At 59.4% G+C, this 19,241-nt stretch carries 17 protein-coding genes; 6 read left to right on the top strand and 11 right to left on the bottom strand.

Translation table 11 applies throughout. From position 1 onward, the window contains the following. Positions 1-4: 4 nt before the first annotated feature. Positions 5-955, top strand: coding sequence for an acetyl-CoA carboxylase carboxyl transferase subunit alpha (gene accA, locus G5229_RS16735; protein WP_005338549.1), 951 nt, complete (start codon positions 5-7; stop codon positions 953-955). Between the two features lie 312 nt (positions 956-1,267). Here the strand turns inward: accA and G5229_RS16730 are convergent, their stop codons facing one another. Together G5229_RS16730 and tal are read right to left on the bottom strand one after the other, a co-directional pair. Continuing rightward, positions 1,268-1,450, bottom strand: coding sequence for a DUF3545 family protein (locus tag G5229_RS16730; RefSeq protein ID WP_005338547.1), 183 nt, complete (start codon positions 1,448-1,450; stop codon positions 1,268-1,270). A gap of 160 nt (positions 1,451-1,610) precedes the next feature. Then, on the bottom strand, positions 1,611-2,561 hold the full coding sequence (gene tal, locus G5229_RS16725) for a transaldolase (protein ID WP_005338545.1): 951 nt from the start codon (positions 2,559-2,561) through the stop codon (positions 1,611-1,613). A gap of 701 nt (positions 2,562-3,262) precedes the next feature. Here tal and G5229_RS16720 point away from each other — a divergent pair. After that, positions 3,263-4,693 carry an alanine/glycine:cation symporter family protein gene (locus G5229_RS16720; RefSeq protein WP_421209736.1) on the top strand — a complete coding sequence of 477 codons (1,431 nt, stop codon included), beginning with the start codon at positions 3,263-3,265 and terminating at the stop codon, positions 4,691-4,693. A 62-nt stretch (positions 4,694-4,755) separates the two neighbouring features. Here G5229_RS16720 and G5229_RS16715 read toward each other — a convergent pair whose 3' ends face one another. The 3 genes from G5229_RS16715 to G5229_RS16705 are packed head-to-tail and all read right to left on the bottom strand — an operon-like array spanning position 4,756 to position 8,673. Further along, complete coding sequence (locus G5229_RS16715; RefSeq protein ID WP_421209734.1) at positions 4,756-6,771, bottom strand: transglutaminaseTgpA domain-containing protein; 2,016 nt, start codon at positions 6,769-6,771, stop codon at positions 4,756-4,758. Further along, a complete protein-coding gene (locus tag G5229_RS16710; RefSeq protein WP_376901510.1) occupies positions 6,758-7,753 on the bottom strand; it encodes a DUF58 domain-containing protein in 996 nt (331 codons plus the stop codon). Before G5229_RS16710 ends, G5229_RS16715 begins: the two co-directional genes overlap by 14 nt. Continuing rightward, entirely contained in the window at positions 7,753-8,673 is a 921-nt protein-coding gene (locus G5229_RS16705; RefSeq protein ID WP_201937293.1) for an AAA family ATPase, read from the bottom strand. Before G5229_RS16705 ends, G5229_RS16710 begins: the two co-directional genes overlap by 1 nt. A gap of 172 nt (positions 8,674-8,845) precedes the next feature. On the opposite strand from G5229_RS16705, the gene ampC reads away from it, so the two are divergent. The 4 genes from ampC to dtpB all read left to right on the top strand — a co-directional run bounded on the left by ampC (position 8,846) and on the right by dtpB (position 14,671). After that, positions 8,846-10,006 carry an FOX/MOX family class C beta-lactamase gene (gene ampC / locus G5229_RS16700; RefSeq protein WP_421209732.1) on the top strand — a complete coding sequence of 387 codons (1,161 nt, stop codon included), beginning with the start codon at positions 8,846-8,848 and terminating at the stop codon, positions 10,004-10,006. A 296-nt stretch (positions 10,007-10,302) separates the two neighbouring features. Further along, complete coding sequence (locus G5229_RS16695; RefSeq protein WP_421209730.1) at positions 10,303-11,475, top strand: MFS transporter; 1,173 nt, start codon at positions 10,303-10,305, stop codon at positions 11,473-11,475. Positions 11,476-11,493: 18 nt separating this feature from the next. After that, entirely contained in the window at positions 11,494-12,456 is a 963-nt protein-coding gene (gene yidZ / locus G5229_RS16690; protein WP_216979315.1) for an HTH-type transcriptional regulator YidZ, read from the top strand. 709 nt (positions 12,457-13,165) lie between these two features. Next, positions 13,166-14,671 (top strand): dipeptide/tripeptide permease DtpB, encoded by a 1,506-nt coding sequence (dtpB, locus tag G5229_RS16685; RefSeq protein ID WP_421209728.1) that lies wholly within the window; start codon positions 13,166-13,168, stop codon positions 14,669-14,671. 60 nt (positions 14,672-14,731) lie between these two features. Here dtpB and ruvX read toward each other — a convergent pair whose 3' ends face one another. The 6 genes from ruvX to G5229_RS16655 all read right to left on the bottom strand — a co-directional run bounded on the left by ruvX (position 14,732) and on the right by G5229_RS16655 (position 19,176). Then, the gene (gene ruvX, locus G5229_RS16680; RefSeq protein ID WP_005343821.1) at positions 14,732-15,154 is read right to left on the bottom strand and encodes a Holliday junction resolvase RuvX; all 423 of its coding nucleotides are present in this window, start codon (positions 15,152-15,154) and stop codon (positions 14,732-14,734) included. A gap of 43 nt (positions 15,155-15,197) precedes the next feature. Further along, positions 15,198-15,752, bottom strand: coding sequence for a YqgE/AlgH family protein (locus tag G5229_RS16675; protein WP_005349793.1), 555 nt, complete (start codon positions 15,750-15,752; stop codon positions 15,198-15,200). 201 nt (positions 15,753-15,953) lie between these two features. Further along, positions 15,954-16,904 carry a glutathione synthase gene (gshB, locus tag G5229_RS16670; RefSeq protein WP_040066605.1) on the bottom strand — a complete coding sequence of 317 codons (951 nt, stop codon included), beginning with the start codon at positions 16,902-16,904 and terminating at the stop codon, positions 15,954-15,956. Between the two features lie 114 nt (positions 16,905-17,018). After that, complete coding sequence (gene rsmE, locus G5229_RS16665) at positions 17,019-17,750, bottom strand: 16S rRNA (uracil(1498)-N(3))-methyltransferase (protein WP_227341158.1); 732 nt, start codon at positions 17,748-17,750, stop codon at positions 17,019-17,021. Positions 17,751-17,869: 119 nt separating this feature from the next. Beyond that, positions 17,870-18,574, bottom strand: coding sequence for an endonuclease (locus G5229_RS16660; protein WP_266134110.1), 705 nt, complete (start codon positions 18,572-18,574; stop codon positions 17,870-17,872). A 74-nt stretch (positions 18,575-18,648) separates the two neighbouring features. After that, the gene (locus tag G5229_RS16655; RefSeq protein WP_421209723.1) at positions 18,649-19,176 is read right to left on the bottom strand and encodes a SprT family zinc-dependent metalloprotease; all 528 of its coding nucleotides are present in this window, start codon (positions 19,174-19,176) and stop codon (positions 18,649-18,651) included. Between the last annotated feature and the right edge of the window lie 65 nt (positions 19,177-19,241).

Genomic DNA, 19,241 nt, shown 5'->3' with positions numbered 1-19,241 from the left:
CCCTATGAGTCTTTTTCTGGATTTTGAACAGCCGATTGCCGAGTTGCAGGCGCAGATTGATGAACTCAAACATGTGAGTGAAGGCAATCACGCCGTGGATCTGAAAGACGAGATCCGCCGGCTGGAGAAGAAAAACGAAGAGCTGACCAAGAAGATCTTCGGTGATCTGGGGGCCTGGCAGGTATCCCAGATGGCGCGTCATCCCCAGCGCCCCTACACCTTTGACTATATCGAGCATATCTTCACCGATTTCGACGAGTTGGCTGGCGATCGCGCCTATGCCGATGACAAGGCTATCGTCGGCGGCATCGCCCGTCTCGACGGTGAGCCGGTGATGGTGATTGGTCATCAGAAGGGTCGCGAGACCAAAGAGAAGATCAAGCGCAACTTCGGCATGCCGCGTCCGGAAGGGTACCGCAAGGCCCTGCGTCTGATGGAGATGGCCGAGCGCTTCAAGATGCCGATCATCACCTTTATTGACACCCCGGGCGCTTACCCCGGCGTCGGTGCCGAAGAGCGTGGCCAGTCCGAAGCGATTGCCCGCAACCTGAAAGTGATGGCCGGTCTGACCGTGCCGGTGGTCTGCACCGTGATCGGTGAGGGTGGCTCCGGTGGTGCGCTTGCCATTGGCGTGGGTGACCGCGTCAACATGCTGCAGTACTCCACCTACTCCGTCATCTCGCCGGAAGGGTGTGCCTCCATCCTGTGGAAGAGCGCTGACAAGGCCTCCGTGGCTGCCGAAGCGATGGGGATCACAGCCCAGCGTCTGAAAGAGCTCAAGCTGATCGACCACGTGATCGACGAGCCCCTCGGCGGTGCCCACCGCGATGTGGAGAAGATGGCCAAAAACCTCAAGGCTCGCATCAAGCAGGATCTGGACGCCTTGCGTCCGCTCGATACCGAGCAACTGCTGGAGCAGCGCTACCAGCGTCTGCTGGGCTATGGCTACTGCTAAGCGCAGCCGTCAGCCCCGAGTATTCAGGCCCCCGTCAGCGACGGGGGTTTTTTATTGCTGAAGACCTGTCTTGCGGTGATTGCCCCAACGCGCCCTGAAACGGCACAGCTCAGTCTTCGCGGGTGAGAGGCGGGGTTGGTATGCCATGTTATTGGTGATGGCTGTCAGGGACTGCGGCAACGCGTTGTCTGTCGCCTGCCCGCTGCATCCTGTGGCATCGTTAGCGGTGGCATGACAAGCCGCTTGATCATCCGATAGCGGCATAAAAAAGCGCCCCGACTATGCGGAGCGCTTTACAGGTGTCTGGCGGTATTACAGTTCAATCTCGTCTGTAAGACCTTCATAGGCGATATCGATGGATTGCAGTTCCTTCTGCAGGCGATGTTTGTCTTTCAACGCCTCGATTTCACGCCATTTACGTTTTTTTCCCGTTGTCCCGCGGCTACGCGAACCGAGTTCAACCACCTCGTCATAATCGAAGTTGAACATTTCCATGGCTCCCTCCTTGGTTTTTCTCGTTTTCACCACCCGTATAACATAACGAATCTGAAATTAAAACGTTTTCGTGACGACTCTATGACAGCGCTAAAAAAGCCCATGAAAAAAAACCGGGCCCCTTGGTGGGGGCCCGGTTTTTATCAGAAAAAAGAACCGATTACAGGCGGCTTGCCAGCATGGTTTCCAGCTTGCCCTGGTCGATGGCGAACATGCGGATGCCTTCGCCCAGCTTCTCGTGCGCCATGGCGTCCTGGTTCAGTTCCCAGCGGAATTCGGCTTCGGTCATGGGAGTCGGTTTGGCCTTGCGCTCACCGGTGTAGTCCAGTTTGCGTACCACGGCGCCTTCGGTCTTGCTCAGCTCTTCCAGCAGGGCTGGGCCAATGGTCAGGCGGTCGCAACCAGCCAGTTCCAGGATCTCGCCAGTATTGCGGAAGCTGGCGCCCATCACCACGGTCGGGTAGTCGTGCTGCTTGTAGTAGTTGTAGATGGAGGTGACGGAGACCACGCCCGGATCTTCGCTGGCGGTGTAGTCACGGCCATTTTTGGCCTTGTACCAGTCGAGGATACGACCCACGAACGGGGAGATCAGGAAGGCACCGGCTTCGGCACAGGCACGGGCCTGGGCGAAGGAGAACAGCAGGGTCAGGTTGCACTGGATACCCTCTTTCTCCAGTACCTCGGCGGCACGGATCCCTTCCCAGGTGGAGGCCAGCTTGATCAGAATGCGGTCGTTGCTGATACCCGCTTCGTTGTAAAGACGGATCAGCTTGCGGGCCTTGGCGATGCTGGCTTCGGTATCGAAGGAGAGACGGGCATCCACTTCGGTAGAGATGCGGCCCGGAACGATCTTCAGCACTTCCAGACCGATGTTGACGGCCAGCTTGTCGCCCGCGTCGATGATTTGCTGTGCCTTGTCCTGGCTCTGGGCTTTGGCCCAGTTGATGGCGTCTTCGATCAGCGGAGCGTACTCGGGGATCTCGGAGGCCTTCAGAACCAGAGAGGGGTTGGTGGTGGCATCGATGGGCTGATAGCGTTTGATAGCTTCGATATCACCGGTGTCGGCAACAACAGTGGTCAGGGCTTTCAGCTGGGTTAATTTATCGGCCATAGCGAATATCATCTCTTAATGAGGGAGTAATCCCTGGGTTGCGGGCTTGAGACGGTGGTTCTGAAATAAAATTACAGGATCTTGGTGCCTCAGGCTCAGAAAAGCGCGATGGGGGCGGCCCATCGTCATTGCCTGCCTAATTAATACTGATGTGCTGCATCCTGCAATAGGGGCGCTTGGTTGTTAAACATTCAGGCTGTTGAGTTATCCCGCTTTATGGCGTGAAACTATATGATTAGTAAGGTTTTTTACATTTCATCCTGACCTCGCGCCGGTTTGCTTTCAGCTGAACTTTTTTAGCCAATATCCATATTTGTGTCGTCGATCACATAAATTATCTCGCTACGCACTTGAAATTTAATTACAGCGAAAACGTTTGGCGAAATATCGCCGTTTGAAAGCCATTTCATGCAAGCGTTTGCGTTTCCGGATAGCTCATCAGGGATATATCAAAATGGTTCTCTTATGGGGCTTAATGGTGGCCTGTCTGATTGAATTATTGAGTTTGTTGAAAGTTTGCGATTTAAATGGAGCTTTATGGGCTTTTACCGTTCGTTTTTTGTGTCTCGCGTGACCGGGATCACTATTCCGGGCTCTCCCGCTGTGCTAGATTCCGCCCCTTTAGCGAAACGCTAATTAAACGACAGACAGAAAACGGTCAGCGCAGACTGGCCATGGATGTGAATAACAACGAGAGAATTATGGACACCTTGATTGCGATGCTAAACGACCTGATGTGGGGAGCCGTGCTCATCTACCTGCTCATCGGGGTCGGGATCTTTTTCACCTTCCGCCTGGGTTTTATCCAGATCCGTCACTTTGGCCACATGTTTTCCGTGCTGAAAAACAGCCGTAAATCGGACAACGCAGGCATCTCCTCCTTCCAGGCCCTCTGTACCAGCCTTGCCGCCCGAGTCGGCACCGGCAACCTGGCCGGTGTGGCTGTCGCTATCTATCTGGGTGGCCCCGGCGCCATCTTCTGGATGTGGCTGATTGCCTTTATCGGCATGGCGACCGCCTTCGTCGAAAGCACCCTGGCCCAGCTCTACAAGGTCAAGGATGAGGATGGCAACTACCGTGGTGGCCCGGCCTACTACATGGAGAAAGGCCTTGGCATGCGCTGGATGGGGGTGGTCTTCTCGCTCTGCCTGATCCTGGCGTTTGGTCTGGTGTTCAACGCGGTGCAGGCCAACTCCATCAGTCTGGCGATGAAGGTGGCGTTTGGCATTCCTGACTGGGTCAGCGGTCTGGCGCTGGTGGTGCTCTCCGGCCTGATTATCTTCGGCGGCATTCGTGGTATCGCCCGTTTTGCCGAGCTGGTGGTGCCCTTTATGGCGCTGGCCTACATCCTGCTGGCGCTGGTGATCGTGGCGATGAACATCACCGAGTTGCCCCATGTCTTCATGCTGATCATCAAGTCCGCCTTCGGGATTGAGCAGGCTGGCTCGGGTGCGCTCGGTTATGCCATCTCCCAGGCGATGATCAACGGTATCAAGCGTGGTCTCTTCTCCAACGAAGCGGGCATGGGCTCTGCGCCCAACGCTGCAGCGACAGCCACTCCCTATCCGCCGCACCCGGCCTCCCAGGGTTATGTGCAGATGCTGGGGGTCTTTATGGACACCATCGTAATCTGTAGCTGTACCGCCGCCATCATCCTGATGTCAGGTCAGTTTGAGCCGGGCTCCGGTGTGACCGGTGTCGAGCTGACCCAGCGTGCGCTCTCTTCCCAGATTGGCAGCGGTGGCAACATCTTTATCGCGGCAGCCATCTTCTTCTTCGCCTTCACCTCTATCGTGGCCAACTACTCCTATGCCGAAACCAATCTGGTGTTCCTCGAGCACAACCACAAGGGCGGCCTGATGCTGTTCCGGATGTTTGTGCTGGGTATGGTGATGTTCGGCTCTGTGGGCGAGTTACCCACTGTCTGGGCCATGGCGGATGTTTCCATGGGACTGATGGCCATCGTCAACCTGGTGGCGATCCTGCTGCTCTCCGGCGTCGCCATCAAGCTGGCGAAGGATTACAACGACCAGCTCAAGCTGGGCAAGGTGCCCACCTTTGATGCCAACAAGTACCCGGAGATCCGCTCCCAGCTGGAAGAGGGAATTTGGGACAATCCGACCAAAAAATAACAAGCGGTGAATCAAACCTCTTGATGAAAACCTGAAGGGGGAGCCGGTGGCTCCCCCTTCTTTTATGGCGCACTCGTTGGCTGTTGATCCCAGCGCTGGGCGAGCTGTCTGACACGCCGTCGCAACTGGCGCCAGCAGCGCCTTTGTTGCCGGTCGTTGAGGAGGGCATAACGCCAGCGGCGATAGAGCCACGCACTCTTTAGCAGGGGATGGGCAAGGTCGGGGCGCAGCCGCGCCAGCCGCTCGCACCATGCTCCCATGCTCTCGGCAGGCTCTGGGGAATAGCCGCTGCGTTTGCCCCGTTTGAGCAGGGGTTGCCAGATGCGCCGCTCTGGCGGCAGACGGGCGGGCAACAGCAGGGGCAAGCTCACCAGCAGGGCGACCAGCATCAGGCTGGCGAGGATCAACCAGGGAGTGTATCCCGCCAGTGCAGGCCAGCGCAGACCGATTTGCTGCCAGAGCTGGCCCGCATCGTAACCAATCACCCAGCGACTCCACTGGTAGTCGATATTGTTGCCCCACCAGCGCAGCTGATTGAGCAGGGCCCAGTTGCGATAACGCTGCAGAGCGAGAGGGTCGGCGGCGGTAAACTCGTCGCTCAGCGCCTCCCTCACGCCGCCTTCAATGCGCTCCGGTGCCACTGCCGCAGTGGGGTCGATTCGCCGCCATGTTCCTCCTTCATCGAGATACTCCACCCAGGCGTGAGCATCGAACTGGTGTACCGCCAGATAGTTGCCTCTGGGATTCCACTCACCGCCGAGATAACCGGTGACCAGCCGTGCCGGAATACCGGCGGCGCGCAGCACGAAAGCGGTCGCCATGGCGTAGTGGCCGCAAAAGCCGCGCCGAGTATCGAACAGGAACTCATCCACCCCGTCACCGCCAAGTCGTGGCGGTGTCAGGGTGTAGTAATAGGATTGGCTGCGAAACTGCGCTAGCAGGGCGGCGACCAGCTCTGCGCGATCCGGATAGCGCACAGCCAGCACTTGGCCATGGACGCGCGCTCTCGGGTTGCCTCCGGCTGGCAGTTGCAGGTTGCGCTGAGCGGCTTGGCTATCATTCTCTGGCTGCGCTTCGCCGCGGCCAATGCGATAGCGGATTGCCACCTCGCCGCTCCCCTGCCGATAGAGGGTGTGAATGGGGGTGAGCAGCACTGGTCCAGTCAGAATAGTCGGTTCACTTTGGGCAAAGGCCCAGCGGTGGCGCTGGGGCTCGGCGATCACCTCGTAGCTCCCGGCGGGTAATGGACTATCTGCCAGCTGATTGCTTGCCCGTGAAGATGATGCCAGAAGGGTCAGCCCGGTCTGCACCGGCACTGTCTGCTGCCATGCTTTGACCTCGGGGCTCAGCAACCAGCGCTGACCATCGAAAACTTCTTGGCGCATCACCGGAAAATAGCGCTCGCGGACAGGGGGCGGGCCATCGGCAAAGCTGACCCGAAACGCCAGTTCCGAGGAGTTGACCAGTTCGCTGATATCGCCGGGGGCCAGCTCTTCCGAGAGGCCGGACAGGGCACGGCTGGTGGTGGGCATCTGCCAGAGGGGCGGCAGCCTTGGCAGTAGTATAAACAGGGTGATAAGCAAGGGCAGCGCCAGCAGCAGGGCGCTCCCCGCACTGCGCCAAGGCCGTTTCTGCTCGGGGACGACGGCGGTCACCAGCGCGGTCACTGCCAGCCAGAGTGCCACTGCCATCCCGGCTGTCCAGCCGATGCTTTGGCGTTGTACCAGCGCCAGCGCGATGAGGAAGAAGGCGAGCAGCAGCACCTGCTCGATATCCCGCTCGCGCCGTACCTCGATCATCTTGAGGCTATAGCCGAGCCAGAGCAGATTGATCAGGGCGGGCAGGGTGCCCAATGTGCGCCACTGCAACCCCAGCAACACCACGGTTGTGATGGCCAGCAGCGCCAACCAGCGGGCAGGCAGGGGCGGCAAGCCGCGCCACAGCATCATGGCCCGGACGCCGAGAGTGATGGCGCCCACTGCCACTACCCAGAGTTGCAACTGGGGCCAGAGCGCCGCGACCAGCAGCAGCTGTTGCAGGGCGATGAGTGGCAGCAGGCGGCGGTTATCGAGCAGCATCTGGCGTGATCTTCGGTGGTGTTGCATCGAATTGGGCCAGTGCCAGCAGGCAGCGCTGCACAAAGGCGGCGCCGCTATCGGGCCCCAGCGTCTGGTTTGCCAGTGTCAGGGTAAAGGGGATGCCCCGCTTGCCGTAATCGGCGCACCACCAGGCCAGCACCGCCAGCCGCTGCTCCAGATCCCCGCCCGCGACCCGCTGCAAGGTGAGGTGAGTCTCATCCTGCTGCGGTTCATGGAACTGCTTGGTCAGCAGGCCGCGCCCTTGGGCAAGTTGCTTCCAAGCGACCCGGCTCAGTGGTTCACCGGCCTGATGTGTCCGCAGAGAGTCAAAGTCACCGAGAGTGGCCGGAGCGGGCTGGCCCTGATGCCCCTCGCTTTCGGTCGCATGTTCCCCTCTTAGCGCCCCGAACGCCGGTTTGGGGGCGAGCCAGCCCTCCAACTGCAAGTCCAGCAGGGACCAGCAGCGAAACAGACCGAGGGGGTAGCGGCTCTCGACCCGCAATCGGCCAAGGGGCAGTGGCCCACGGCGCGAGCCCGATACTGGCAGGATAACTGTGCTGGGCACAGCGTCGGCCTGTGCCAGCCAGAGGGTACCTTCGTTGAGGCTAAACCGGAGCGCCTGCACCGGGCGAGGGCTCTGCACCAAGATACGGATAGGTAGCTGGCTACCCGCTTCCCCCAGTACCAGCTGGCCACCCAGCAGTTCCAGCCCCAACAGGTTGCGGTGGGTAAGCCACATGGCGGCCATAAACAGGCTGCCGAGGCAGTAGGCCACCAGCAGTACCAGATTGTTCTGGTAGTTGGTGCCGAGCAGATAGATGACGAGCAGCACCAGCAGATAGAGCAGCCCCATGCGGGTGGGGAGGATAAAGAGGCTGCGGGTAGCCAGCGTGATCTGGCGGGCCGGGGGAATGCGGCGATCGAGCCAGCGTCGCTGCCAGCGGGCTCGCCACTGCTGCCAACGGTTTAGCAATTTGCTCATCATGGATTGTCCGGATCGACCCTGGCCAGCAATCGCTGGCTCAGGGGACAGGCTTCGCCGTGCTGTACGCCAAAGCTGCCCCGCAGCCGATGCTCGGCCACATAGGGGAAGACCGCCTGCACATCCTCTACCGTGACAAAGCGCCGCCCCGCAACCAGCGCCCAGGTCCGGCTCACCGCCAGCAAGGTCTGGGCTGCTCGGGGGGAGAGGGGCTGTGGCAGATCCCCATCAAAGCGGCTCTGGTGCACCAGCGCCAGCAGGTAATCGAGGGTGGCATCGGAAACATGGATGGCATCCCCTTCGCTTTGCAAGGTGGCGAGTCCGGCGGCATCCAGCATGGCGGGCAAAGGGCCAGTCGGCTGGTGGCCGCGCAGTAGCTGGCGCTCCGCTTCTCGCGGCGGAAAACCCAGCGAGAGTCGCACGGCGAATCGGTCGAGTTGGGACTCCGGCAGTGGATAGGTGCCCGCCTGATCCGCCGGATTCTGGGTGGCGATGACGAAAAACGGATCGGGGAGTGGGTGCGTGTGGCCCTCGATGCTCACCTTGCCTTCGGCCATCGCCTCCAGCAGGGCGCTCTGTACTTTGGGGCTGGCGCGGTTGATCTCGTCCGCCAGTAGAACCTGGGTGAAGATGGGGCCGGGGTGAAAGCGAAATGTTTGTTGCTGGGGGTCAAAAATCTGAAGCCCCAGCAGGTCGGCGGGGAGCAGATCGGCGGTGAACTGCATCCGCCTGCATGCCAGCCCCAGCACCTGCGCCAGGGCGTGGGCCAGGGTGGTTTTGCCCATGCCGGGCAGATCTTCGATCAGCAGATGACCGCGCGCCAGCAGGGTCACCAGCGCGATTTTCAGCTGTAGCGGCTTGCCCAGAATGACTTGCTCCAGTGTCCCCAGTACGGTCGTGATCTGTTCTTGTGATCTCACCTGCGCCTCCGTTTCTTTCCTTGGCCCCAACAGCTTATACGCCAGCGAGCAGAGTAAGGGCTCATCGAGCGGTAAGCGATGCTCACTTCACCGAGACTTCACACAGTTTCATCGTGGGCACATACATCTTGTTTATGCTAATCCCAATTTCATTTGCCACGAGAATAACCCAATGCAATCACGAACCACGACTTCCCTATTAACGCTGGCCACCCTGCTGTTCTCTTCATTGTCATCTTCGCTCTCCTATGCTGCCGGTGAGGTATCCCTGAGCACAATAGTGGATGGCACCATTCAGCCGGTGCTCAAGGAGTACCGGATCCCGGGAATGGCGGTTGCCGTACTGAAAGATGGCAAGACCCACTATTTCAACTATGGCGTTGCCAACCGGGAGAGCGGTCAGCGCGTCAGCGAGCAGACCCTGTTTGAAATCGGCTCGGTCAGCAAGACCCTGACCGCGACCCTCGGTGCCTACGCCGTGGTCAAGGGGGGCTTCAAGCTGGATGACAAGGTGAGCCTGCACGCGCCCTGGCTGAAAGGGTCTGCCTTTGATGGTGTGACCATGGCCGATCTTGCCACCTACAGTGCAGGTGGCTTGCCACTGCAGTTCCCCGATGCGGTCGACTCGGCAGAGAAGATGCAAGCCTACTACCGCCAGTGGACGCCGCGCTTTGCCGCCGGTACCAAACGGGAGTACTCCAACCCCAGCATAGGTCTGTTCGGCTATCTGGCTGCGAGCTCTCTGGGCCAACCCTTCGAGCAACTGATGAGCCAGACTCTGTTGCCGGGGCTCGGCCTTGCCCACACCTACCTCAAGGTGCCTGCGGCAGCCATGGGTGATTACGCCTATGGCTACTCCAAAGAGGACAAATCGATCCGGGTCAATCCGGGAGTGCTGGCGGACGAGGCCTATGGCATCAAGACCAGCTCGGCGGATTTCATCAAGTTTGTCGAGGCCAACATGACCAAACGCGGTGATGTAACCATGCAGCAGGCCATTGCCATGACTCATACCGGTTTCTTCTCGGTAGGAGAGATGACTCAGGGGCTGGGCTGGGAGAGTTATGCCTATCCCGTCACCGAGCAGGCACTGCTGGCGGGCAACTCGCCGGCAGTGAGCTTCAAGGCCAATCCGGTGGAACGCTTTGCCGCGCCCAAAGATATGGGGGAGCCGCGGCTCTACAACAAGACGGGATCGACCAACGGCTTTGGTGCCTATGTTGCCTTTGTCCCGGCCAAGGGGATTGGCATCGTCATGCTGGCCAACCGCAACTATCCCAATGATGCCCGGATCAAGGCGGCCTACGCCATTTTGAGCAAGCTGGCCGACTAATCACGGGGGCTGCGTTTTACCGCAAGCGAGTGCGCCGGGATTGTACCCGGTGCACTTTTTATCGCGTTTATTTTTACTCAGCTCACGGTGCTCTTCTGCCCGGCGGCTTGTCCATCTAGTTGCCTGAATAGCACACCGATAGAAACAATATTTCCATTTTGGAATGTATAGATCGCCATCTCTTCACTAGGTGTGGTGGTAGCCCCCTCCTATAGTGCTCCGCATAGTCACCAGTTTGCCTGCTGTTTGTCGCGCTTTTGGCCGAACAGGGGCCAGATTTCTGTTACGGAGCCTCCATGAGAACTTTTTTGCTGTGCGCCTTTCTGATGATCATCCTCTATCCGGTCGGGATCGATCTCTATCTGGTCGCTGTGCCCCAGATTGCCGATGCCTTGCAGGCGAGCGAGGCGCAGATCCACACCGCCTTCTCTATCTATCTGTTCGGTATGGCGGCCACCGTGCTGCTGGGCGGGATGATTGCCGATCGCTACGGGCGGCGCTGGGTGGTGCTCGGGGGGGCGCTGATCTTTGTCCTCGCCTCGCTGGTGGCAGGCAATGCGGAGGAGATTGGCCAGTTCTATTTCGGCCGTTTCTGGCAGGGAGTCGGGGCGGGGGCGCTCTATATCATGACCTTTACCGTGCTGCGGGATGTGCTGAGTCAGGAGCGGCTGGCGATGGCGCTCTCGATGATCAACGGGGTGATCTGCGTGATCCCGGTGCTGGCGCCGGTGCTCGGTTACCTAATTCTGTCCCATTTTGACTGGCGCGGGATCTTCGTGGCGATGGCGCTGGTGGCGGCTGTCAGCGGTCTTGTCAACCTGCTGCTGCTCAAGGAGACCCGCCCGGCGCGGCAACCGGGGAGTAGCGCGGGGCAACCCTTTGCCCTGCTGCGCTCCCCGCGCTTTATGTTGCTCTCCCTGCTGACCAGTGCCAGCGTGACCGCCATTCTGGTCTATGTCAGCGTCTCGCCGCTGATCCTGATGAAGGAGTTTGGCTTCACTACCGAGCAGTACTCCATCGTGATGATGGTGATGGCCGGCGTGAGTATGTCCACCTCCTTTCTGATGCCCCTGCTGTTGCGCTGGCTGGGCAAACAGAAGGTGCTGGCGGTGTCTCATCTCTCCTATCTGCTGGCGGCGTGCTCACTGATCGGCAGCTGGCAGGCGGGGGGCGATATCCATCTTTTGCTGCCGGGGTTTGCGCTGGTCTGTGTCGGCTTCTCCTGTGGCTTCGGGGTAGCGATGGGGGAGGCGCTCGATGGTTGTCAGCATAACGTGGCCTTTGCCAGCGCCGTGCTCTGCATCATGCAGATCAGCCTCTCCGGCCTCTATATCTGGCTGCTGGGCCAACTTGGCTTTACTCCGTCCGAGATGCTGATCTGCGCTCTGCTGCTGGCACTGCTCAGTTACCTGGCTGTCAAAGGGCTGTTACCATGGCTCGCGCTTCGTGAAGCGCGGTCGCAGGGCTGATGGAAGATGAGAGGGGATATGCGCAATCTGGGTGAACTCGATTTGAACCTGCTGGTGGTATTCAAGTACCTGATGCAGGAGCGCAGTGTGGCAGGGGCGGCGAAAAAGCTCTGTGTCACTCCGTCGGCGGTGAGCAAGTCTTTGGCCAAATTGCGGGAGTGGTTTGACGATCCCCTGTTTGTACGGGTACGGCAGGGGTTGCAGCCCACCAACCTCTCCCTGACCCTGGAGGAGGAGCTGAAGGTCTGGTTCCAGCTCACTGACAACATCACCTCGCTCAATAGCGAGGCGATCCCCGATGGTGCCCGCTTCACCCTAGTGATGGAGTCCCCCTTCTACATCAGCTTCCTGAGCGATCTGCCCATGACCATCTACCAGAAGTACCCCAACTCGGTGGTCAGGATGCTGGGGTGGGATCACCACTCCCTCAACGACATCGTCAATGGCGATGCGGATCTCGGCTTCTGCGCCCGCGAGACCCATGGCCGCTCCCTGGCCAAGGTCAACCGCTTGCCTTATTACATCGATCACGAGGTGCTGTTCACCGATCGCCCGGTGGTGTTCCTGCGCAAGGATCACCCCTTGCTCCAGCAGAAGTGGTCGCTGGAGAATTTTTTGGCCTGCCCCCAGATCAGCATGGTGTGGGAAGCGAACGATACCTGGGCCCTCGACAGTCTGCTGGAGGACGAGGGGCTGAAGCGGGAGGTGCCCATCATGGTCTCCAGCTTCGAGCAGGCGCTGCATATTGCCTCCCAGTCGAGCCACGAGCTGATTGCGGTGGCGCCCTCTTACTGTGGTGGTTATGCCAGTCGGCATCACGACAATCTGATCGCCATGCCGCTGCCGCTCCCCGAGAAGCTCTACGCCCAGCTGGAGATCGCCTTCATCCTGCTGTGGCACAAACGGCACAATCAGGATGCCAAGGTGATGTGGCTGCGCAACGAGATCCGGCGGCTCTACAACGACGAATCGCCACGCTAATGTGGCCGTGACGGTGCCCATCGAGCAGCCGGAGCCATCTGCTCCGGCTTTTTGTTGTCGTATCGCCCGGATGAGTGGGCTTTTGCACGACTTAAGTGCCGAGTTCGGGTTCAACTGTGTGCCATTCAACTCTCTTTATGCACAGATTAGCCTTGGTTGCACGTCTCGAGTGAAGCTCTTTTCACGAAAAAAATTCATGTGGTTTCATTAGAAAACTTCACTAATGGTCACTTTTAAAGTGTGATCGACCATTAAGTTCCTGTATTTGCAGTGATATAGCATGACACCCCTTGGAATGGCGGGGTTAGATAGCGCCTGCGTAGGTGACTGTCAGTAGAGCGCGGCGTGAGCCAGCCCCACAGGTCGTCTGTGGCCGTGTCATGCCCCGGCTATCTGGCCACCAGCCATGAGTGACGGAGCAGAGAGGAATAAGCATCAAGGTTGATAAACCGGCTTGAGTGAAGGGATGCAGCAAAGGTAGAACCCGGAGCCGGTAACTGTACTGGGAGACGCCACTCACCATCCCCCGATAACCCGTAATTGAAACCGGCTAGATGAAAAACACCTTTCATCGAACGGGGCGCTTGCACCCGAAAATAGCCAGATTGGCAGGCTGACTGTGCTCTCCGTTATAGCAATGGCGGGCAAAAAATAGTGCGGCAGCCACCATCAGATTAATAAAAATAAATCTCAGCAAAGGCAGGTTGATATGCGTCCAGCAACAGCACCGACCGGGTTGTTACAACAACCCAAACCCTTCTTTATGATATTTTTCGTCGAACTCTGGGAGCGCTTCGGTTATTACGGCGTGCAGGGGGTATTGGCGGTCTTCTTTGTGCAACAACTGGGATTTTCCCAAGAGCAATCCTTTATTACCTTCGGTGCCTTCTCGGCGCTGGTATATGGCCTGATTTCGGTCGGTGGCTATGTCGGTGACCATGTTCTCGGCACCAAGCGCACCATGGTGCTGGGGGCCGTAGTGCTGGTGATAGGCTACTTTATGACCGGTCTGTCGATCTACAATCCCGACCTGATTTTCTATGCGCTGGGCACCATTGCGGTCGGTAACTGCCTGTTCAAGGCCAATCCGGCCAGCCTGCTGTCAAAATGCTACCAGCCAAAAGATCCGCGGCTGGATGGGGCTTTTACCCTGTTTTATATGTCGATCAATATCGGCTCCCTTATTTCCCTCTCGCTCGCGCCGGTAATTGCCGAACACTACGGCTATACCGTGACCTATAACCTGTGCGGGGTGGGGCTGATTATTGCGCTGCTTACCTTCTTTGCCTGCCGCAATATGGTCAAGGATATTGGCTCCGCGCCGGATCACCTGCCGCTCGATTACAGCAAGCTGCTGCTGGTTATATTGGGCTCGGTAGCCATGGTCTTCTTCTGCGCCTGGCTGATGCACCACGTGGTGATCGCCAACATGGTGCTGATGACGGTGACCATCGCCGTGGTGATCTTCTTCTTTCGTGAGGCGTTCAAGCTTGACACCGTGGGCCGCAACAAGATGTATGTGGCCTTCGTGCTGATGCTGGAGGCGGTGCTCTTCTACGTGCTGTATGCCCAGATGCCGACGTCTCTGAACTTCTTTGCCATCAACAACATGCACCACGAGATGCTGGGCATGAGCGTCAACCCAATCAGCTTCCAGGCGCTCAACCCATTCTGGGTGGTGGTGGGTAGCCCGGTACTCGCGATGATCTATACCCGGATGGGCAGCAAGGGGCGGGATCTCACCATGCCGCTCAAGTTCACCCTCGGGATGTTCTTCTGCTCGCTGGGCTTTCTGACGGCGGCGGCATCCGGCTGGTGGTTTGCCGATGAGCAGGGGCTGACCTCCCCCTGGTTTATGGTGCTTATCTACCTGTTCCAGAGTCTGGGCGAGCTGATGATCAGTGCGCTGGGGCTGGCGATGGTCGCCGCGCTGGTGCCACAACGGTTGATGGGCTTCATTCTCGGAATGTGGTTCCTGACTCAGGCGATGGCATCCCTGCTGGGTGGCTATGTGGCGACCTTTACCGCCGTGCCGCAAGGGATGACGGATCCGCTGCAAACTTTGCCCATTTACACCGGCGTATTTGGCAAGATCGGGATGGCGACCCTGCTGATTGCGGTAGTGATGGGGCTGATGGTGCCCTGGCTCAACCGGATGATGAATGCGACGCCGACAGAGGCCGAAGGTCTGGTCGCGGGTCCATCACAGGCGTAATGAGGGGAGGATAGTGCGAGACAAGGCAAGGGCGGCGACCCTTGCCTTGCTGTTGATGGCTTAGTTGTACTGCTCTTCCATCCAGGCTTCGACGATCAGCTGCGCCGATACCCCGTCCACACTGCCTTTCTCCAGCGCGCGATAGCCGCCTCGCTCAAACAGGCGGGCGCGGGCATCTGTGGTGGTGAGTCGTTCATCCTTGAACTCCACCGGCTTGCCGAAACGGCCATGCAGCCGGTTGCCGAATTTGCGGGCCCGTACCGTGATCTCCTGATCGGTGCCATCCATGTTCAGCGGCAGACCGACCACCAGCAGGTCCGGTTGCCACTCCTTGAGCAGCTTCTCAATCTCGTCCCAGTTGGGGATGCCGTCGTTGGCCTTGAGGGCGCGCAGAGGCTGGGCGGTGCCAGTCAGCTCCTGACCGATGGCGACACCAATGCTCTTGGTGCCATAGTCAAAGCCCATGATGCTGCGTGATGACATAACTGATAAATCCTCGAAATAGAGAGCGGAGCGGGCCAGCCGATCAGCTGTGGCCGATGTCGCTGGAGAGGTGAACCGGGTTCACCCCTATGCTGGCGGCAGCTTGCTGCCAACGTTTGTGAATGGGGGTCTTGAACACCAGAGCCGGATTGGGGGGGATCACCAGCCAGGCGCCGTCCACCAGCTCCTGCTCCAGCTGCCCGGCGCTCCAGCCGGCATAGCCAAGGGCCACCAGCCAATGGGCAGGAGCCTCGCTCGTACCCAGGGTTTCCAGAATATCCTTGGAGGTGGTCACCATCATCTCATCCCCCACCTGCAGGGTGGAGTTGAAACCGGGGCGGAAGCTGTGCAGCACGAAGCCGCGATCGGCGTGAACCGGCCCCCCTTGCAGTACCGGCTGCTTGAGCTCCGGGTTGTTGGGCGGATTGAGCTGGAGCTGGGTCAGCATGGTTTCCAGCGACATCTCCACCGGAATGTTGACGACCAGTCCCATGGCGCCCTCTTCGTTGTGCTCGCACAGATAGACCAGCGAGCGCTCGAAGTAGGGATCCGTCAGGCTTGGCATGGCAAGCAGGAAGTGATTTTGCAGTGTTTGCATAGAGGCCAAATAGTGCAAAGGTATTTGAGGTCAATTATGGCAGTTGATCCCCATGGGAAAAACCGCTTTTTGGGCTGGGCGAGATCCCGCCTCTTTCCGGATTGCCTTGAAACAGAGAGGGTGGCGCTGGGCCTCCCTCTCTGTTTCCGGGCTTGTCAGGGACGGGTTACCCCTGAACAGGCCGGTTAGCCTGCCTGGCGATTATTTGCCCAGCCGACGCTCGATGGCATCCATCAACATGCCGGTGATGTGCACATCGAAGGCCGCTTCAATCTCGCGAATGCAGGTCGGGCTGGTGACGTTAATCTCGGTCAGCCGATCGCCGATGATGTCGAGGCCGACGAAGATAAGGCCCTTCTCTTTTAACGTCGGGCCCACCGCGCGGGCGATAGCCCAGTCAGCTTCGCTCAGGGGACGCGCTTCACCACGGCCACCGGCCGCCAGATTGCCACGGGTCTCACCCTGCGCCGGAATGCGGGCGAGGCAGTAGGGAACCGGTTCACCGTCCACCACCAGCACCCGCTTGTCGCCATCCTTGATGGCGGGCAGATAGGTCTGCGCCATGCAGTATTGGCTGCCGTGGGCGGTCAGGGTCTCGATAATCACCCCGACGTTGGCGTCATCCTCCTTCATGCGGAAGATGGAGGCGCCGCCCATGCCGTCCAAGGGCTTCAAGATCACGTCTTTGTGCTTCGCGTGGAAGGCGCGCAGCTTGTCGGCGCGGCGGGTCACCAGCGTGGTCGGGGTGTGCTCGGCAAACCAGGCGGTGTAGAGCTTCTCGTTGGCATCGCGCAGGCTCTGCGGCTTGTTGACAATAAGGCAACCCTCATCCTCTGCCCGCTCCAGCATGTAGGTGGCGTAGATAAATTCGGTGTCGAACGGCGGATCCTTGCGCATCAGGATCACATCGAGGTTGGAGAGGGGCTGATCCACCACCTCGCCCAGCGTGTACCAGTCGGCATAGTCATATTTGACGGTCAGCGGGCGCATGGTGCCAAAGGCGCGACCGGCTTCCATGTAGAGATCCTTCATCTCCAGATAGAAGAGCTCATAGCCGCGCTTTTGCGCCTCTTCGAGCATGGCAAAGCTGGAATCTTTCTTGATGTTGATGGCCGAGATGGGGTCCATCACGATGCCGAGTTTAATGGTCATCCGCTGTTCCTTTTTAATGGCTCGATAGGGTTGTAGGGTCGATTAGCGCAGCGTAATCGGCCGCTTGCGGCTGCGTCGATGCAGCCATGGGGCTGATTGATGCGGCCGATAGTATCAAGCGAGATCGCCAAAGCGGCACTGCAGCGCAGTGATCGCAGTCAGGGCGGCGGTTTCGGTGCGCAGCACCCGCGGCCCCAGCAGCATCTCTTTGAAATCTTCCTGCACGGTACGGGCGATCTCGTCGCTCGACAATCCCCCTTCCGGGCCAATCAGCAGGCGCACCCCATGCTCGGGAACGGGCAGGGTGTTGATGCTGTACTCGGCGCGCGGGTGCAGGTTGAGCTTGAGTTCCTTGGTCTCTTCTGCCAGCCAGGCGTCCAGTTCCATCGGCATGCGCACCTCTGGCACCACGTTGCGGCCGCACTGTTCGCAGGCGCTGATCACCACCTTTTGCCACTGCTCGCGCTTCTTCTCCAAGCGGTCTGCCGGCAGCTTGACGCCACAGCGTTCGGAGAAGAGCGGGGTGATGCAGGTGACGCCCAGCTCCACCGATTTCTGGATGGTGAAGTCCATCTTGTCGCCACGGCTGATCACCTGACCGAGGTGGATGGCCAGCGGTGACTCCACCGATTGGACGTCGCAGCGGTCGATGGTTACTTCCACCGACTTCTTGCCAATGCTGGCGATGGTGGCGGGATATTGATTGCCATCGCCGTTAAACAGCTCAAGCTGCTGGCCCGGCTGCATGCGCAGTACCCGGCCGATATGGTTGGCGCCGTCTTCCGACAGGGCGATGGTCTGGCCAACTTGCAGGGTGGCCGGTTCATAGATACGTGGAATGCGCATGGCTGCTTGTCAGTCTCTTGCTTGGAAACCCTTTATATCCTGCGGCGAGCAAGGCTCACGCGGCAGTGGGGAAGGGTTTCATGGTTGGAGGGGCGATCCCCCTCCCTGGTCAAATGGGGTTATTGGCACTGCTTTTCAATAAAGGGATTGGTATTGCCCTGCAGCTTGCCGATGCGGCGGTTGCGCTCGCACTCCCAGCCTTCTGCCGGGTACTGGCGATCCCAAGCTTCAAACAGTTTACGCTGTTGCGCTGCCAGACGCAGCCCATACTGCTGGCTCATGTAAAGGTAGGCACGGGCAATCTGGCCCCGCACCGGCCCCTTGGGCGGTTGCACCCGACGATCCTTGAAATCCACCAGCATCTGGCACTGGCCGTACTGATCCGGCTTGCCGTTCCAGTCGGAGAAGCGGTAGTTGGCCCGATCTCCATTCACCTCGCCGATGGCGGGGAAGAGGTTGTGCATGTCCCCCTCCATCTTGTTGAACTCGGGACTCGCTTTTTCGCAGTTCTTGCGACCGCCATCCTGCCAGCATTGCAGCTGGTGGCCGAACTCCCAGGCCGGGACCACGTGTTCCCACTCGATGCGGGCGGCGCGCTTGGCCTGCTTGCGTGGCTCATAGCCGCAACTGGCGAGATCCGGGCTCATTTTCTTGCCCTGATAGTCGATGTCACAGCCGCAGTAGAAGGTGGTGACCGCGGGTTGGCTGCGATAGAGCTTCACCAGGTCCTGCTTGGCTTCGCGAAAGGTCTGGGCGTGCAGGGGGGAGCTGAGCAGCGGTAAACCGGCCAGCAGGGTCAGGGCGAGGGAGGAGATGAAACGCATGGGATTCCTTGCAAAACAGGGTGATTGACGAACGATGGCGGGCACCCTACCACAGGGGCGCGACACAAGCTGGCTTACTGCTCTGGCTCCGGCCGTTCCCGCTCCAGCGGCTGCTTGCAGCGACGACAGTGATAGCGGGCTTCGCCACGTACCACCTTGTTGTGGCGGCGAGTAGAGAGCTGATGCTGCTGGCAGTGACAGCGATAGGGCACGGTGCGCTGGGCCAGTACCGCCAGATCGAAGCTGTGGGTAGTTCTGGGCTCAAGGCCGAACACCTCCCGCATCACCGATTGCCACTGCTTGCCGTGGGGCAAGACCCGGTTTTTGCCGCGCCCTTCACCCCACAGGGCATAGACCAGCAGATGGGCCACCTCGTGGGGCACCACCTCATCCAGAAACGCCTGCTGGTTGGCCTGATAGAGGGCGGGATTGAAGCGTAGCTCCCAGGTTTGCAGTCGCGCCGAGCCCGCCGCCCGGCCCCGCATATTGCAGTAGATCCGCGGGCGTGGGAAGGTGCGGCCAAGGCGCGCCTCGGCCTGCACAAAGCAGGCCTCTACGCGTTGTTGCAGCAGGGCGACAAGCTGGGAAGGGGTGGCAGACATCAACATCTCGTCAGATAGCGGATAAGCAAAAGGGGAGCCAGGCTCCCCTTTTATCACAACAGCGA

Source organism: Aeromonas sp. 602396 (assembly GCF_049173735.1).
GTDB classification, from domain to species: domain Bacteria; phylum Pseudomonadota; class Gammaproteobacteria; order Enterobacterales; family Aeromonadaceae; genus Aeromonas; species Aeromonas veronii_A.
This window is presented reverse-complemented; position numbering and strand designations above follow the sequence as displayed.